The following is a 17,932-nucleotide window of genomic DNA, read 5'->3' as shown; positions in this document are numbered from 1 at the left end:
ACGGCGGGCGCGGAAGATCCAAGGAATACAGGAAAACAGATGGCGGACACACAGCACGACACCGGCGCGGATTTCGATCTGACCCAGTTCTATCAGATCTTCTTCGAGGAAGCCGGGGAGAACCTCGACCAGATGGAGCAGATGCTGCTCGATCTGGACCTGTCGGCGGCCAACGAGGAAGAGCTCAACGGCATCTTCCGCTGCGCGCACTCGATCAAGGGCGGCTCGGCCACCTTCGGCTTTGCCGACGTGGCGGAGCTGACGCACAAGATGGAGTCGCTGCTGGACCGGCTGCGCCGCCATGAAATCACCCCCATCCCGCAGATGGTCGACGTGCTGCTGGAATCGGCGGATGCATCGCGCAGCCTGCTGGCGCGCCATCAGGCCGGCGGCGTGGGCGAGGCCATCTCCACGCTGGATCTGGTGCGGCGCATCAGCGAACTGGCCGCCGGGGCAGGGCCTGCAGCCGCGGCACCGGTCTATGTCCCCGCCACGCCTCCGGTCATGGCGCCCCCGCCGGCTCCTGCGCCTGCGCCAGCCCCTGAGCCCGCTCCTGCGCCCGCGCCCGCTGCAGCTGCCGGTGAACGTGCACTGCAGATCCGCATCGGACCGCTGGAGCGCGTGGAGCTGGCCGATTCGATCAAGGAGCTGTTCCGCGACATTCCCGGCCTGGGCAGCATCGACGATCTGCCCTGCGAGGATGCGGGCTGCCGCCTGTTCCACGTCAACACGAGCTCCACGGACGAAGACCTGCTGGATCTGTTTGCCTTCCATGTCTCGAAGGAGCAGGTGCGCATCACCCCGGCGGCTGGCGCTGCCAGCCCCGCCGAACCGCCCGCCGCGGCGCCGGTGCAGGAGGAGGTGATGGCCCCGGCCGTGGTCTATCCCCCGGCGCACGAAGCCTATGGATTCTTCCCCGGCGCACCCGGCGAGCCGCAGCCGGCCGATGCCTCCGCTGCCCCCAAGGCCGCCGCCAAGGCCGCCACGCCGGCGCAGATGGAATCCACCAGCATCCGCGTGGCGGTCAACAAGGTCGACCAGCTGATCAACCTGGTGGGCGAACTCGTCATCACCCAGGCGATGCTGGCGCAGACCAGCCGCGGCCTCGAGGCTTCGGCCAACCAGCAGCTGCTCGCCGGCCTGGCCGACCTGGACCGCAATACCCGCGACCTGCAGGAGTCGGTCATGTCGATCCGCATGATCCCGATGTCCACGGTCTTCAGCCGCTTCCCGCGCATGCTGCGCGACCTGGCCGGCAAGCTCGACAAGAAGGTCGAGCTGCAGACCCTGGGCGAGGCCACCGAGCTCGACAAGGGGCTGGTCGAGAAGATCACCGACCCGCTGACGCACCTGGTGCGCAACAGCGTGGACCACGGCATCGAGGCGCCCGCCGAGCGCCTGGCCGCAGGCAAGAGCGAACACGGCACGCTGACGCTGGCCGCCTCGCACCAGGGCAGCTCCATCGTCATCGAGGTGCGCGACGACGGCCGCGGCATGAACCGCGACAAGATCCTGGCCAAGGCACGCGAGCGCGGCCTCGACGTCTCGGACCAGATGCCCGATTCCGAGGTCTGGCAGCTGATCTTCGCGCCCGGCTTCTCCACGGCCGAGGTGGTCACCGACGTCTCCGGCCGCGGCGTCGGCATGGATGTGGTCAAGCGCAACATCGCCGCGCTCAACGGCACGGTGGAAATCGAATCCGCCCAGGGCGTGGGCATGCGCGTGGCGGTGCGCCTGCCGCTGACGCTGGCCATCATGGACGGCATGTCGGTGGGCGTGGGCGAGGAGGTCTACATCCTGCCGCTGTCCTCGGTGGTCGAATCCTTCCAGGTCAAGCCCGAGGACATCAACACCGTGGCCCAGGGCTCGCAGCTGGTCAAGGTGCGCGACGAGTACATGCCGGTGATCGCGCTCGAGCGCATCTTCGAGGTGCCGCGCACGCCCGGCAGCGCACCCAACCCCATCATGGTGGTGGTGGAGTCCGACGGCAGCCGCGTGGCGCTGCTGGTGGACGAACTGCTCGGCCAGCACCAGGTCGTGGTGAAGAACCTCGAGTCCAACTACCGCAAGGTGCCCAACGTGTCGGGCGCGACCATCCTGGGCGACGGCCGCGTGGCGCTGATCCTGGACACCGGCAGCCTGGTGCGCCGCGTGCGCCACTGAGCCAACCTGCAAGCCCGGCCTTGCGGAGGCCGGCAGCCATTCCTACGAGAAAGAGAAAGATCATGAGCGTGATGGGCAAGATGGCCGAGGGTACGGCCGCGCGTGAATACCTGACCTTCCGCCTGGACCAGGAGGAGTACGGCATCGACATCCTCAAGGTGCAGGAGATCCGTGGCTACGAGCCGCCGACGCGCATTGCCAATGCGCCGGCGTTCATCAAGGGCGTGGTCAACCTGCGCGGCACCATCGTGCCGATCGTCGACATGCGCCTGAAATTCAACTGCGCGCAGGCCGAGTACAACAGCTTCACGGTGGTCATCATCCTGAACCTGCACCAGCGCGTGGTCGGCATCGTGGTCGACTCGGTCAGCGACGTGCTGGAGCTGCCCGCCGATGCGGTGCGCGCCGCCCCCGATATCGACAGCGCCATCGACAGCGGCAGCATCACCGGCCTGGGCTCGGTGGGCGAGCGCATGCTGATCCTGCTGGACATCGAGAAGCTGATGTCCGGCACCGACATGGGCCTGGTGGCCGCCGAGTAAGCTGCATGCCGGCCCCCGCGCTTCCATGACCACGCTCACGCGCCCGTCCACCACCCCCGCCGAGACCGCCGGCGGCCCGCCGCTGCAGGGCCGCGAATTCCTCTGGTCGGATGCCGACTTCGCGCGCGTGCAGGCGCTGATCTACCAGCGCGCGGGCATCAGCCTGCATGACGGCAAGCACGCCATGGTCTACAGCCGGCTGTCGCGGCGCCTGCGCGAAACCGGCCACGGCAGCTTCCGCGACTACCTGTCCTGGCTGGAGAAGCACGACGGCCCAGAATGGCAGGAGTTCGTGAACGCGCTGACCACCAACCTCACGGCCTTCTTCCGCGAACCGCACCACTTCGAGATCCTGTCCACGCACCTGCGCAGCAAGAGCGCGGGCACGCCCTGGCGCGTGTGGTGCAATGCGGCTTCGACGGGCGAGGAGCCCTATTCGATCGTCATGACAGCGCTCGAGACGCTGGGCGCCAAGGCGCCGTTCAAGCTCTGGGCGAGCGACATCGATTCGCGCGTGCTGGCCTCGGCTGCAGCCGGGGTCTACCGCAGCGAGAACCTCAAGGGGTTGTCGCCCGAGCGGCTGCAGCGCTTTTTCCTCAAGGGCAAGGGCGCCAACGCGGGCATGGCGCGGGTCAAGCCCGAGCTGCAGCAGCTGATCGAATTCCTCAGCGTCAACCTGGTCCGCGACGACTGGCCGTTCCGCGAGCCCTTCGACGTGGTGTTCTGCCGCAACGTCATGATCTATTTCGACGCCGCGACCCAGCGCCGCGTGCTCGAGCGCATCCACCGCGTCATGAAGCCCGGGGGCCTGCTGTTCGTCGGCCACGCGGAGAACTTCAGCGAGTCGCGCGACCTCTTCACCCTGCGCGGAAAGACCGTCTATGAACGACGCTGAACGGCGCCGCGTGCCGCGCATCGCGCCGCTGGGCAGCCCGCCGGCCATCCCCGCCGCGCCCGCGACACTCGAGGCGCTGCGCGCGCGCCCGCGCCGCCCCGGGCAGGCCTCGTTCTTCTATTTGGATCCGCATTTCCAGTGCAATGCGGTCAAGGTGCTGCCGGGCGAGTATTTTGTCGCCAACGAAAGCCTGGCCATCGTCACCGTGCTCGGCTCGTGCATTGCCGCCTGCCTCTGGGACAACCGCATGCAGGTCGGCGGCATGAACCACTTCATGCTGCCCGACACCGAGTCCAGCGATACCTCGGGGCGCTACGGCTCGTACGCCATGGAACTTCTGATCAATGAAATGCTCAAGCTTGGAGCGCGGCGCGAAACGATGCAGGCAAAGATCTTCGGCGGCGGCCAGGTCATGCACAATTTCACGACCATGAACGTGGGCGAACGCAACACCGATTTCGTCAAGAAGTATCTGCAGACGGAGCGCATTCCTCTGGTGTCCGAGGATGTGCTCGACATCTATCCCCGCAAGGTGGTTTATTTTCCCGCCACGGGCAAGGCCATGGTCAAGCGCCTGGCCCATGCGCACCCGGACTCGCTGGTGGCGCAGGAAGCCCAGCGCGGCAGTGCCGCTGCCGTGGCGCGGGTGACGGCAGGCGGCTCGGTCGACCTGTTTTGAGAGAGGCCAGAGCGAATGAATAGAAAAACCCGGGTGATTGTGGTGGACGACTCCGCATTGGTGCGCAGCCTGTTGTCCGAAATCATCAATCGACAGACCGACATGGAGTGCATCGGCACTGCCAACGACCCGCTGATCGCGCGTGAAATGATCCGTGAGCTGAACCCCGACGTGATCACGCTGGATGTCGAGATGCCGCGCATGGACGGCATCGATTTCCTGGGACGGCTCATGCGCCTGCGTCCGATGCCGGTGCTGATGATCTCCACGCTGACCGAGCGCGGCGCCGAGGTCACGATGAAGGCGCTGGAGCTGGGCGCCGTCGATTTCGTGGCCAAGCCGCGCGTCGGCGTTGCCAACGGCCTGAACGAGCTGGCCACCGAGATCGTCGACAAGATCCGCGTGGCCGCCGTGGCACGCGTGCACCGCACCCTGACTGCTGCCGCACCTGCGTCGGCCGCGCGCACCAGCCAGCCGGCCCAATCCGCCCAGGCCGCGCCTGCGCCCATGCTCGGGCGCCTGTCGACCGAGAAGATCATTGCCATCGGCGCCTCCACCGGCGGCACCGAGGCCATCCGCGAAGTGCTGACGCACCTGCCGGCCGACTGCCCGGCCATCGTCATCACCCAGCACATGCCGCCAGGCTTCACCACCAGCTTCGCGGCGCGGCTCAATGGCCTGTGCCAGATGAAGGTCAAGGAAGCCGAGCATGGCGAACGCATCCTGCCGGGCCACGCCTATATCGCCCCCGGCGGCAAGCATTTCTCCATCAACCGCAGCGGCGCCAACTATGTGGCCGTGGTGGACGATACCCCGCCCGTCAACCGCCACCGTCCTTCGGTGGAAGTGCTGTTCCGCTCGGTCGCGGCCTGCGCGGGCCGCAATGCCGTGGGCGTCATGCTGACCGGCATGGGCGCGGATGGCGCCGCCGCCATGCGCGAGATGAAGCTGGCCGGCAGCTACAACTACGTGCAGGACGAAGCCAGCTGCATCGTCTTCGGCATGCCGCGCGAAGCCATTGCCCACGGCGCCGCCGACGAGGTGCTGCCGCTGACGCAGATTGCGCCGGCGATGCTGGCGCATCTGCGCAGCAATCCATCCCATTATCGAATTTAGGCGCGACGTAAAAAAAGGAGCCTCGGCTCCTTTTCTCATTGCGGGCTGCTCAAGCCCCCAGTTCCGACCAGCGCTCCAGCGCCTCCATCAGCAACTCGTCGATCTCGGCATCGCGGCTGGCCAGCGTGGCGGCGCGTGCCGCGTCCTTGGCGTAGAGGCTGCCGTCTGCCAGCTCCTCCTGGATGGACTTCTGCTCGACTTCCAGCGCCGCGATCTGCGCGGGCAGCTGTTCGAGCTCGCGCTGCTCCTTGTAGCTGAGCTTGCGCTTGGCCGGCGCCGCCGCGGGGGCCGGGGATGCAGCCACGGCGGGCGCCGCCACCGCCGCCGGCTTCGGTGCCTGCTTCGCCTGCGAAGCGGCCAGGGCCTTGCTGCGGCGCGACTGCTCGAGCCAGTCCTGCACGCCGCCTTCATACTCGCGCCACAGGCCGTCACCTTCGTAGGCAATGGTGCTGGTCACCACGTTGTCGAGGAAGGTGCGGTCATGGCTCACCAGGAACACCGTGCCGTCGTAGTTGGCGAGCAGGTCTTCCAGCAGATCCAGCGTATCGATGTCCAGGTCGTTGGTTGGCTCATCAAGCACCAGCACATTGGCCGGACGTGCAAACAGGCGCGCCAGCAGCAGGCGGTTGCGTTCGCCGCCGGACAGCGAGCGCACCGGCGAGCGCGCGCGTGCGGGCGAGAACAGGAAGTCGCTCAGATAGCTCTTGACATGCTTGCGCTGGCTGCCGATCTCGATCCATTCGCTGCCCGGGCTGATGAAGTCCTCGAGCGTGGCGTCCAGATCCACCGCATGGCGCATCTGGTCGAAGTAGGCGATCTGCAGATTGCCGCCCTGGCGGATGCTGCCGCTGTCGGGAGGCAGGCTGCCCAGGATCATGCGCAGCAGCGTGGTCTTGCCGGCGCCGTTCGGGCCGATCAGGCCGACCTTGTCGCCGCGCAGGATGGTGCCCGTGAAGTTCTTCACGATCAGCTTTTCGCCAAAGGACTTGCTGACATCGTGCAGCTCGGCCACGATCTTGCCCTGGTAGCCGTCGCCCTTGCCCGAAGCGATGTCCATGTTCACGCTGCCCAGCTTCTCGCGCCGGTTGCTGCGGTTCTCGCGCAGCTTCTCCAGCCGGCCGATGCGGCTCTGGCTGCGCGTGCGGCGCGCCTCGACACCCTTGCGTATCCAGATTTCCTCCTGGGCCAGCAGCTTGTCGGCCTTGGCATTGATCACCGCTTCCTGCGCCAGTTGCTCTTCCTTCTGGATCACATACTGCGCGAAGTTGCCGGGATAGGAGCGCAGCGTGCCGCGGTCGAGCTCGACGATGCGCGTGGCAATGGCGTCGAGGAAGCTGCGGTCATGGGTGATGGTGATGACGCTGCCCTTGAAATCCACCAGCAGGCCTTCGAGCCATTCGATGGCATCCAGGTCCAGGTGGTTGGTGGGCTCATCGAGCAGCAGCACGTCGGGGCGCGTCACCAGCGCCTGGGCCAGCGCCACGCGCTTCTTCGTGCCGCCCGACAGCGTGCCGACCACGGCCTCGGGGTCCAGGTGCAGGCGCTGCAGCGTCTCTTCCACGCGCTGCTCCCAGTTCCAGGCGTCGTAGGCCTCGATCTGCGACTGCAGTGCATCGAGGTCTTCGTTTTCATCGCCCGACAGGTAGCGGTCGCGCAGCTTGATGACATGCGCAATGCCGGCCGAAGCCGCTTCGAAGATGGTGTGTTCGGGCAGCAGCTCGGGCTCCTGCGCCACATAGGAGATGCGCACGCCGGACTGCACCTGCATCTGGCCGTCGTCGGCCTTGGCCAGCCCGCCGAGAATCTTCAGCAGCGAAGACTTGCCGGCGCCGTTGCGGCCGATCAGCCCGATGCGCTCCCCGGTTTCCAGTGAAAGCTGGGCATGGTCCAGCAGGGCCACATGGCCGAAGGCCAGTTGCGCGTCGATAAGGGTAATAAGTGCCATGGTGCGCGCATTATGGACGCCAGCCCTAAGACCTACAGTTCGCGCCCGCCAGGGCGCGAACCGCTTGCCGCAGGCAAGCCTGGATCCGTTTCCTGACAAAAAGTTGAAAAATACCTATTTAGTACTTTTTCCTTGTGCTACAGTTGCACTCCGCTTCAGACGAGGCGCCGGTAACGGCAAGCCCACGGACGAAGCAGGGAGTTGAGCCAAGTTGATGAAACGGTTGAAAAACCGGGCTACAATGCAGGGCTTCACTGCTGAAACAATCTCTTGATTGAATCTGCGGCGAGAAACTTAAAGTTGACAGGGTCTTTAAAACTGTTGCATAATTCAAGGCTTCGCTGATCACAGCGAGCCAAGCGAGAAAAGAGATTTTCCCGCTGATCCTTAAAAATATACAGCCGATAAGCGTGGGCGTTTGAAGGCGATTGCAAAGTTCTTTTGGAACTAGTGCATTGCACTACAAATGCTCATGAAGAAGTGAAGTTCACTTCAATTTCTGAATGAGTCGCTCGAAAGAGCAAAAAATCAAGATCGAACTGTAGAGTTTGATCCTGGCTCAGATTGAACGCTGGCGGCATGCCTTACACATGCAAGTCGAACGGTAACAGCACTTCGGTGGCTGACGAGTGGCGAACGGGTGAGTAATACATCGGAACGTGCCCGATCGTGGGGGATAACGGAGCGAAAGCTTTGCTAATACCGCATACGATCTACGGATGAAAGCAGGGGACCCTCGGGCCTTGCGCGAACGGAGCGGCCGATGGCAGATTAGGTAGTTGGTGGGATAAAAGCTTACCAAGCCGACGATCTGTAGCTGGTCTGAGAGGACGACCAGCCACACTGGGACTGAGACACGGCCCAGACTCCTACGGGAGGCAGCAGTGGGGAATTTTGGACAATGGGCGAAAGCCTGATCCAGCAATGCCGCGTGCAGGATGAAGGCCTTCGGGTTGTAAACTGCTTTTGTACGGAACGAAAAGCCCCGGGATAATACCCTGGGGCCATGACGGTACCGTAAGAATAAGCACCGGCTAACTACGTGCCAGCAGCCGCGGTAATACGTAGGGTGCGAGCGTTAATCGGAATTACTGGGCGTAAAGCGTGCGCAGGCGGTTATGTAAGACAGATGTGAAATCCCCGGGCTCAACCTGGGAACTGCATTTGTGACTGCATAGCTGGAGTACGGCAGAGGGGGATGGAATTCCGCGTGTAGCAGTGAAATGCGTAGATATGCGGAGGAACACCGATGGCGAAGGCAATCCCCTGGGCCTGTACTGACGCTCATGCACGAAAGCGTGGGGAGCAAACAGGATTAGATACCCTGGTAGTCCACGCCCTAAACGATGTCAACTGGTTGTTGGGTCTTCACTGACTCAGTAACGAAGCTAACGCGTGAAGTTGACCGCCTGGGGAGTACGGCCGCAAGGTTGAAACTCAAAGGAATTGACGGGGACCCGCACAAGCGGTGGATGATGTGGTTTAATTCGATGCAACGCGAAAAACCTTACCCACCTTTGACATGTACGGAATCCTTTAGAGATAGAGGAGTGCCCGAAAGGGAACCGTAACACAGGTGCTGCATGGCTGTCGTCAGCTCGTGTCGTGAGATGTTGGGTTAAGTCCCGCAACGAGCGCAACCCTTGCCATTAGTTGCTACATTCAGTTGAGCACTCTAATGGGACTGCCGGTGACAAACCGGAGGAAGGTGGGGATGACGTCAAGTCCTCATGGCCCTTATAGGTGGGGCTACACACGTCATACAATGGCTGGTACAGAGGGTTGCCAACCCGCGAGGGGGAGCCAATCCCATAAAGCCAGTCGTAGTCCGGATCGCAGTCTGCAACTCGACTGCGTGAAGTCGGAATCGCTAGTAATCGCGGATCAGAATGTCGCGGTGAATACGTTCCCGGGTCTTGTACACACCGCCCGTCACACCATGGGAGCGGGTCTCGCCAGAAGTAGGTAGCCTAACCGCAAGGAGGGCGCTTACCACGGCGGGGTTCGTGACTGGGGTGAAGTCGTAACAAGGTAGCCGTATCGGAAGGTGCGGCTGGATCACCTCCTTTCTGGAAAACCGCAATCCAATTTGAACGTCCACACTTATCGGTTGTTGGAGCAGTCCCCGGGACTGTCCGCAAAATGGGTCTGTAGCTCAGCTGGTTAGAGCACTGTGTTGATAACGCAGGGGTCGTTGGTTCGAGCCCAACTAGACCCACCATTTTTGCTCCGACGTAGAGGTTGAACGATGATTGGCTAGAGCCAAGTCCTGCAAGGCGCGAGGAGCGAAGCACACACATAGTGTGTGAGCGACGAGCAACGCCGCAGGACGCCGGCTATAGACAATCAGCGGGGGATTAGCTCAGCTGGGAGAGCACCTGCTTTGCAAGCAGGGGGTCGTCGGTTCGATCCCGTCATCCTCCACCATTTGCTGTCTGGCATCATCCAGGCATGCTATAATTTTTGACTCAACACAAAAGCAGTCTTGCAAAGACTGCTTTTGTGTTGATCGTTATCCAACGATCATCGGCTGTTCTTTAAAAATTCATAGAGTCGAAATCAGAGTTGTTAGCGGAAACTGCACATTCGTAAAGGTTTAGTGCAGACCGTGCCGCTAACGACATTTTTGATTGCGTCAAAACAAGATTTAACTTTGTTAAATTCTTAAGTAATGACGAATCATTCTCTAAGCATTCATTGAGAAATCAATGAAAGCGAAAGAATCATTCACATTACGGCATAACGCGCGAGGTGAGAGACCTCGCAAGTCTTTGATACAGCTGAGATTGTCTCGCAAGAGACGTCAAAGTTATAGGGTCAAGTGACTAAGAGCATGTGGTGGATGCCTTGGCGATTACAGGCGACGAAAGACGTGATAGCCTGCGATAAGCTTCGGGGAGCTGGCAAATGAGCTTTGATCCGGAGATTTCTGAATGGGGAAACCCACCCGCAAGGGTATCGCATACTGAATACATAGGTATGCGAGGCAAACCGAGTGAACTGAAACATCTAAGTAGCTCGAGGAAAAGACATCAACCGAGATTCCGAAAGTAGTGGCGAGCGAAATCGGAACAGCCTTCTAGTGATACCTCGACTGTTAGCAAAGCGGCATGGAAAGGCCGACCATAGTGGGTGATAGTCCCGTATGCGAAAACAGACGAGCGGTACTGAGCTAGAGAAAAGTAGGGCGGGGCACGAGAAACCTTGTCTGAATATGGGGGGACCATCCTCCAAGGCTAAATACTCGTAATCGACCGATAGTGAACCAGTACCGTGAGGGAAAGGCGAAAAGAACCCCGGGAGGGGAGTGAAATAGATCCTGAAACCGCATGCTTACAAAAAGTAGGAGCCCGCAAGGGTGACTGCGTACCTTTTGTATAATGGGTCAGCGACTTACATTCAGTGGCAAGGTTAACCGAATAGGGAAGCCGTAGAGAAATCGAGTCCGAATAGGGCGAATCAGTCGCTGGGTGTAGACCCGAAACCAAGTGATCTATCCATGGCCAGGATGAAGGTGCCGTAACAGGTACTGGAGGTCCGAACCGACTAATGTTGCAAAATTAGCGGATGAGCTGTGGATAGGGGTGAAAGGCTAAACAAACTTGGAAATAGCTGGTTCTCTCCGAAAACTATTTAGGTAGTGCCTCAAGTATTACCTGCGGGGGTAGAGCACTGTTTAGGCTAGGGGGTCATGGCGACTTACCAAACCTATGCAAACTCCGAATACCGCAGAGTACAGCTTGGGAGACAGAGCACCGGGTGCTAACGTCCGGACTCAAGAGGGAAACAACCCAGACCGCCAGCTAAGGTCCCTAAAATTGGCTAAGTGGGAAACGAAGTGGGAAGGCTAAAACAGTCAGGATGTTGGCTTAGAAGCAGCCATCATTTAAAGAAAGCGTAATAGCTCACTGATCGAGTCGTCCTGCGCGGAAGATGTAACGGGGCTAAGCCAGTTACCGAAGCTGCGGATGTGCAATTCATTGCACGTGGTAGGAGAGCGTTCTGTAAGCCTGTGAAGGTGTCTGGTAACGGATGCTGGAGGTATCAGAAGTGCGAATGCTGACATGAGTAGCGTTAAAGGGGGTGAAAAGCCCCCTCGCCGTAAGCGCAAGGTTTTCTACGCAACGTTCATCGGCGTAGAGTGAGTCGGCCCCTAAGGCGAGGCAGAGATGCGTAGCTGATGGGAAACAGGTCAATATTCCTGTACCGATGTGTAGTGCGATGTGGGGACGGAGAAGGTTAGCTCAGCCAACTGTTGGATATGTTGGTTCAAGCCTGTAGTCGTGCCCGGTAGGCAAATCCGCCGGGCTTAGATGAGGGGTGATAACGAGGCTGCTTGCAGCCGAAGTGAGTGATACCCAGCTTCCAGGAAAAGCCACTAAGCTTCAGCTACACACGACCGTACCGCAAACCGACACTGGTGCGCGAGATGAGTATTCTAAGGCGCTTGAGAGAACTCTGGAGAAGGAACTCGGCAAATTGATACCGTAACTTCGGGAGAAGGTATGCCGCAAGTAGGTGATCCTGCACAAGGGGAGCCCAAAGCGGTTGCAAAAAATCGGTGGCTGCGACTGTTTAATAAAAACACAGCACTCTGCAAACACGAAAGTGGACGTATAGGGTGTGACGCCTGCCCGGTGCTGGAAGATTAAATGATGGGGTGCAAGCTCTTGATTGAAGTCCCAGTAAACGGCGGCCGTAACTATAACGGTCCTAAGGTAGCGAAATTCCTTGTCGGGTAAGTTCCGACCTGCACGAATGGCGTAACGATGGCCACACTGTCTCCTCCAGAGACTCAGCGAAGTTGAAATGTTTGTGATGATGCAATCTCCCCGCGGAAAGACGGAAAGACCCCATGAACCTTTACTGTAGCTTTGTATTGGACTTTGAACAGATCTGTGTAGGATAGGTGGGAGGCTTTGAAGCGAGGACGCTAGTTCTCGTGGAGCCAACGTTGAAATACCACCCTGGTGTGTTTGAGGTTCTAACCTAGGTCCCTTATCGGGATCGGGGACAGTGCATGGTAGGCAGTTTGACTGGGGCGGTCTCCTCCCAAAGCGTAACGGAGGAGTTCGAAGGTACGCTAGTTACGGTCGGACATCGTGACGATAGTGCAATGGCATAAGCGTGCTTAACTGCGAGACTGACAAGTCGAGCAGATGCGAAAGCAGGACATAGTGATCCGGTGGTTCTGTATGGAAGGGCCATCGCTCAACGGATAAAAGGTACTCTGGGGATAACAGGCTGATACCGCCCAAGAGTTCATATCGACGGCGGTGTTTGGCACCTCGATGTCGGCTCATCTCATCCTGGGGCTGTAGTCGGTCCCAAGGGTATGGCTGTTCGCCATTTAAAGAGGTACGTGAGCTGGGTTTAAAACGTCGTGAGACAGTTTGGTCCCTATCTTCCGTGGGCGCTGCAGATTTGAGGAAGCCTGCTCCTAGTACGAGAGGACCGGAGTGGACACACCTCTGGTGTATCGGTTGTCACGCCAGTGGCATTGCCGAGTAGCTAAGTGTGGAAGAGATAACCGCTGAAAGCATCTAAGCGGGAAACTCGTTTCAAGATGAGATCTGCCGGGGGCTTGACCCCCCTGAAGAGTCGTTCGAGACCAGGACGTTGATAGGTTGGGTGTGGAAGCGCAGCAATGCGTTAAGCTAACCAATACTAATTGCTCGTGAGGCTTGACCCTATAACTTTGATCCCCCAGCGGATTGAAGACAGTTATGCCAAAAATGGCGCAGTCAAAATAATCTGATTTCAGTCTCTATGAATTCGCCGAGTTGTTCGACAAACCGAACGACAAGGCAAAAAGTTATGCCTGATGACCATAGCAAGTTGGCTCCACTCCTTCCCATCCCGAACAGGACAGTGAAACGACTTTGCGCCGATGATAGTGCGGGTTCCCGTGTGAAAGTAGGTCATTGTCAGGCTCTTACAGCAGCAAACGCCCAGTCGTGTGACTGGGCGTTTTCTTCTCCCATCTGATGCAGATGTGAAAAGAAAACGCAAGTCGTTTGAGCGCAGCGAAAGCTGTGCTAGAATTCAAGGCTTCGCTGATCGCAGCGAGTCAGGCGAAAGAGCAATCTTTCGTTGATCCTTAAAAACATACAGCCGATAAGCGTGGGCGTTTGAAGGCGATTGCCAAGTTCTTTTGGAACTAAGTGCATTGCACTACAAATGCTCATGAAGAAGTGAAGTTCACTTCAATTTCTGAATGAGTCGCCCGCAAGGGCAAAAAATCAAGATCGAACTGTAGAGTTTGATCCTGGCTCAGATTGAACGCTGGCGGCATGCCTTACACATGCAAGTCGAACGGTAACAGCACTTCGGTGGCTGACGAGTGGCGAACGGGTGAGTAATACATCGGAACGTGCCCGATCGTGGGGGATAACGGAGCGAAAGCTTTGCTAATACCGCATACGATCTACGGATGAAAGCAGGGGACCCTCGGGCCTTGCGCGAACGGAGCGGCCGATGGCAGATTAGGTAGTTGGTGGGATAAAAGCTTACCAAGCCGACGATCTGTAGCTGGTCTGAGAGGACGACCAGCCACACTGGGACTGAGACACGGCCCAGACTCCTACGGGAGGCAGCAGTGGGGAATTTTGGACAATGGGCGAAAGCCTGATCCAGCAATGCCGCGTGCAGGATGAAGGCCTTCGGGTTGTAAACTGCTTTTGTACGGAACGAAAAGCCCCGGGATAATACCCTGGGGCCATGACGGTACCGTAAGAATAAGCACCGGCTAACTACGTGCCAGCAGCCGCGGTAATACGTAGGGTGCGAGCGTTAATCGGAATTACTGGGCGTAAAGCGTGCGCAGGCGGTTATGTAAGACAGATGTGAAATCCCCGGGCTCAACCTGGGAACTGCATTTGTGACTGCATAGCTGGAGTACGGCAGAGGGGGATGGAATTCCGCGTGTAGCAGTGAAATGCGTAGATATGCGGAGGAACACCGATGGCGAAGGCAATCCCCTGGGCCTGTACTGACGCTCATGCACGAAAGCGTGGGGAGCAAACAGGATTAGATACCCTGGTAGTCCACGCCCTAAACGATGTCAACTGGTTGTTGGGTCTTCACTGACTCAGTAACGAAGCTAACGCGTGAAGTTGACCGCCTGGGGAGTACGGCCGCAAGGTTGAAACTCAAAGGAATTGACGGGGACCCGCACAAGCGGTGGATGATGTGGTTTAATTCGATGCAACGCGAAAAACCTTACCCACCTTTGACATGTACGGAATCCTTTAGAGATAGAGGAGTGCCCGAAAGGGAACCGTAACACAGGTGCTGCATGGCTGTCGTCAGCTCGTGTCGTGAGATGTTGGGTTAAGTCCCGCAACGAGCGCAACCCTTGCCATTAGTTGCTACATTCAGTTGAGCACTCTAATGGGACTGCCGGTGACAAACCGGAGGAAGGTGGGGATGACGTCAAGTCCTCATGGCCCTTATAGGTGGGGCTACACACGTCATACAATGGCTGGTACAGAGGGTTGCCAACCCGCGAGGGGGAGCCAATCCCATAAAGCCAGTCGTAGTCCGGATCGCAGTCTGCAACTCGACTGCGTGAAGTCGGAATCGCTAGTAATCGCGGATCAGAATGTCGCGGTGAATACGTTCCCGGGTCTTGTACACACCGCCCGTCACACCATGGGAGCGGGTCTCGCCAGAAGTAGGTAGCCTAACCGCAAGGAGGGCGCTTACCACGGCGGGGTTCGTGACTGGGGTGAAGTCGTAACAAGGTAGCCGTATCGGAAGGTGCGGCTGGATCACCTCCTTTCTGGAAAACCGCAATCCAATTTGAACGTCCACACTTATCGGTTGTTGGAACAGTCCTCGAGACTGTCCGCAAAATGGGTCTGTAGCTCAGCTGGTTAGAGCACTGTGTTGATAACGCAGGGGTCGTTGGTTCGAGCCCAACTAGACCCACCATTTGCCCAACGATCTTGGGGATCCCGGGGGATTAGCTCAGCTGGGAGAGCACCTGCTTTGCAAGCAGGGGGTCGTCGGTTCGATCCCGTCATCCTCCACCATTTGCTGTTTGGCACCATCCAGGCATGCTATAATTTTTGACTCAACACAAAAGCAGTCTTGCAAAGACTGCTTTTGTGTTGATCGTTATCCAACGATCATCGGCTGTTCTTTAAAAATTCATAGAGTCGAAATCAGAGTTGTTAGCGGAAACTGCACATTCGTAAAGGTTTAGTGCAGACCGTGCCGCTAACGACATTTTTGATTGCGTCAAAACAAGATTTAACTTTGTTAAATTCTTAAGTAATGACGAATCATTCTCTAAGCATTCATTGAGAAATCAATGAAAGCGAAAGAATCATTCACATTACGGCATAACGCGCGAGGTGAGAGACCTCGCAAGTCTTTGATACGACTGAGAAGTCTCGCAAGAGACGTCAAAGTTATAGGGTCAAGTGACTAAGAGCATGTGGTGGATGCCTTGGCGATTACAGGCGACGAAAGACGTGATAGCCTGCGATAAGCTTCGGGGAGCTGGCAAATGAGCTTTGATCCGGAGATTTCTGAATGGGGAAACCCACCCGCAAGGGTATCGCATACTGAATACATAGGTATGCGAGGCAAACCGAGTGAACTGAAACATCTAAGTAGCTCGAGGAAAAGACATCAACCGAGATTCCGAAAGTAGTGGCGAGCGAAATCGGAACAGCCTTCCAGTGATACCTCGACTGTTAGCAAAGCGGCATGGAAAGGCCGACCATAGTGGGTGATAGTCCCGTATGCGAAAACAGACGAGCGGTACTAAGCTGGAGAAAAGTAGGGCGGGGCACGAGAAACCTTGTCTGAATATGGGGGGACCATCCTCCAAGGCTAAATACTCGTAATCGACCGATAGTGAACCAGTACCGTGAGGGAAAGGCGAAAAGAACCCCGGGAGGGGAGTGAAATAGATCCTGAAACCGCATGCTTACAAAAAGTAGGAGCCCGCAAGGGTGACTGCGTACCTTTTGTATAATGGGTCAGCGACTTACATTCAGTGGCAAGGTTAACCGAATAGGGAAGCCGTAGAGAAATCGAGTCCGAATAGGGCGAATCAGTCGCTGGGTGTAGACCCGAAACCAAGTGATCTATCCATGGCCAGGATGAAGGTGCCGTAACAGGTACTGGAGGTCCGAACCGACTAATGTTGCAAAATTAGCGGATGAGCTGTGGATAGGGGTGAAAGGCTAAACAAACTTGGAAATAGCTGGTTCTCTCCGAAAACTATTTAGGTAGTGCCTCAAGTATTACCTGCGGGGGTAGAGCACTGTTTAGGCTAGGGGGTCATGGCGACTTACCAAACCTATGCAAACTCCGAATACCGCAGAGTACAGCTTGGGAGACAGAGCACCGGGTGCTAACGTCCGGACTCAAGAGGGAAACAACCCAGACCGCCAGCTAAGGTCCCTAAAATTGGCTAAGTGGGAAACGAAGTGGGAAGGCTAAAACAGTCAGGATGTTGGCTTAGAAGCAGCCATCATTTAAAGAAAGCGTAATAGCTCACTGATCGAGTCGTCCTGCGCGGAAGATGTAACGGGGCTAAGCCAGTTACCGAAGCTGCGGATGTGCAATTCATTGCACGTGGTAGGAGAGCGTTCTGTAAGCCTGTGAAGGTGTCTGGTAACGGATGCTGGAGGTATCAGAAGTGCGAATGCTGACATGAGTAGCGTTAAAGGGGTGAAAAGCCCCCTCGCCGTAAGCGCAAGGTTTTCTACGCAACGTTCATCGGCGTAGAGTGAGTCGGCCCCTAAGGCGAGGCAGAGATGCGTAGCTGATGGGAAACAGGTCAATATTCCTGTACCGATGTGTAGTGCGATGTGGGGACGGAGAAGGTTAGCTCAGCCAACTGTTGGATATGTTGGTTCAAGCCTGTAGTCGTGCCCGGTAGGCAAATCCGCCGGGCTTAGATGAGGGGTGATAACGAGGCTGCTTGCAGCCGAAGTGAGTGATACCCAGCTTCCAGGAAAAGCCACTAAGCTTCAGCTACACACGACCGTACCGCAAACCGACACTGGTGCGCGAGATGAGTATTCTAAGGCGCTTGAGAGAACTCTGGAGAAGGAACTCGGCAAATTGATACCGTAACTTCGGGAGAAGGTATGCCGCAAGTAGGTGATCCTGTACAAGGGGAGCCCAAAGCGGTTGCAAAAAATCGGTGGCTGCGACTGTTTAATAAAAACACAGCACTCTGCAAACACGAAAGTGGACGTATAGGGTGTGACGCCTGCCCGGTGCTGGAAGATTAAATGATGGGGTGCAAGCTCTTGATTGAAGTCCCAGTAAACGGCGGCCGTAACTATAACGGTCCTAAGGTAGCGAAATTCCTTGTCGGGTAAGTTCCGACCTGCACGAATGGCGTAACGATGGCCACACTGTCTCCTCCAGAGACTCAGCGAAGTTGAAATGTTTGTGATGATGCAATCTCCCCGCGGAAAGACGGAAAGACCCCATGAACCTTTACTGTAGCTTTGTATTGGACTTTGAACAGATCTGTGTAGGATAGGTGGGAGGCTTTGAAGCGAGGACGCTAGTTCTCGTGGAGCCAACGTTGAAATACCACCCTGGTGTGTTTGAGGTTC

Annotated in this window: 6 protein-coding genes, 4 tRNA genes and 5 rRNA genes (1 of these 15 only partly in view); 14 read left to right on the top strand and 1 reads right to left on the bottom strand. The window is 57.8% G+C overall.

All coding sequences use genetic code 11. The features are described 5' to 3' along the window. Positions 1 to 39: 39 nt before the first annotated feature. From M9799_RS06580 to M9799_RS06560, 5 genes are all read left to right on the top strand, one after another. Positions 40 to 2,163 (top strand): chemotaxis protein CheW, encoded by a 2,124-nt coding sequence (locus M9799_RS06580; protein WP_231043215.1) that lies wholly within the window; start codon positions 40 to 42, stop codon positions 2,161 to 2,163. A 62-nt stretch (positions 2,164 to 2,225) separates the two neighbouring features. Next, on the top strand, positions 2,226 to 2,705 hold the full coding sequence (locus tag M9799_RS06575; protein ID WP_231043216.1) for a chemotaxis protein CheW: 480 nt from the start codon (positions 2,226 to 2,228) through the stop codon (positions 2,703 to 2,705). Between the two features lie 25 nt (positions 2,706 to 2,730). After that, the gene (locus M9799_RS06570) at positions 2,731 to 3,600 is read left to right on the top strand and encodes a CheR family methyltransferase (protein WP_231043217.1); all 870 of its coding nucleotides are present in this window, start codon (positions 2,731 to 2,733) and stop codon (positions 3,598 to 3,600) included. Next, on the top strand, positions 3,587 to 4,279 hold the full coding sequence (gene cheD, locus M9799_RS06565; protein ID WP_231043218.1) for a chemoreceptor glutamine deamidase CheD: 693 nt from the start codon (positions 3,587 to 3,589) through the stop codon (positions 4,277 to 4,279). Before M9799_RS06570 ends, cheD begins: the two co-directional genes overlap by 14 nt. Positions 4,280 to 4,294: 15 nt before the next feature. Continuing rightward, positions 4,295 to 5,395, top strand: coding sequence for a protein-glutamate methylesterase/protein-glutamine glutaminase (locus M9799_RS06560; protein ID WP_231043219.1), 1,101 nt, complete (start codon positions 4,295 to 4,297; stop codon positions 5,393 to 5,395). 49 nt (positions 5,396 to 5,444) lie between these two features. Here M9799_RS06560 and M9799_RS06555 read toward each other — a convergent pair whose 3' ends face one another. Continuing rightward, on the bottom strand, positions 5,445 to 7,340 hold the full coding sequence (locus M9799_RS06555; RefSeq protein WP_231043220.1) for an ATP-binding cassette domain-containing protein: 1,896 nt from the start codon (positions 7,338 to 7,340) through the stop codon (positions 5,445 to 5,447). Between the two features lie 536 nt (positions 7,341 to 7,876). Between M9799_RS06555 and M9799_RS06550 the strand changes: the two genes are divergently transcribed. The 9 genes from M9799_RS06550 to M9799_RS06510 all read left to right on the top strand — a co-directional run. After that, positions 7,877 to 9,409 (top strand): 16S ribosomal RNA (locus tag M9799_RS06550). A gap of 75 nt (positions 9,410 to 9,484) precedes the next feature. Continuing rightward, positions 9,485 to 9,561: transfer RNA gene (locus M9799_RS06545), tRNA-Ile, on the top strand. 130 nt (positions 9,562 to 9,691) lie between these two features. Continuing rightward, positions 9,692 to 9,767, top strand: a tRNA-Ala gene (locus tag M9799_RS06540). 388 nt (positions 9,768 to 10,155) lie between these two features. After that, positions 10,156 to 13,032, top strand: a 23S ribosomal RNA gene (locus M9799_RS06535). 128 nt (positions 13,033 to 13,160) lie between these two features. Continuing rightward, positions 13,161 to 13,273: ribosomal RNA gene (gene rrf, locus M9799_RS06530) — 5S ribosomal RNA — on the top strand. 317 nt (positions 13,274 to 13,590) lie between these two features. Beyond that, positions 13,591 to 15,123, top strand: a 16S ribosomal RNA gene (locus tag M9799_RS06525). Positions 15,124 to 15,198: 75 nt separating this feature from the next. Continuing rightward, positions 15,199 to 15,275 (top strand) — tRNA-Ile (locus tag M9799_RS06520). A gap of 25 nt (positions 15,276 to 15,300) precedes the next feature. Continuing rightward, positions 15,301 to 15,376 (top strand) — tRNA-Ala (locus M9799_RS06515). Between the two features lie 387 nt (positions 15,377 to 15,763). Then, positions 15,764 to 17,932 (top strand): 23S ribosomal RNA (locus M9799_RS06510) (it continues 707 nt past the right edge of the window). Together the 16S, 23S and 5S rRNA genes with 4 tRNA genes alongside form the textbook arrangement of a ribosomal RNA operon.

The organism is Comamonas endophytica (assembly GCF_023634805.2).
Classification (GTDB): domain Bacteria; phylum Pseudomonadota; class Gammaproteobacteria; order Burkholderiales; family Burkholderiaceae_C; genus Comamonas; species Comamonas endophytica.
The sequence above is the reverse complement of the archived record's forward strand: the minus strand, read 5'-3'. Positions and strand labels throughout refer to the sequence as shown.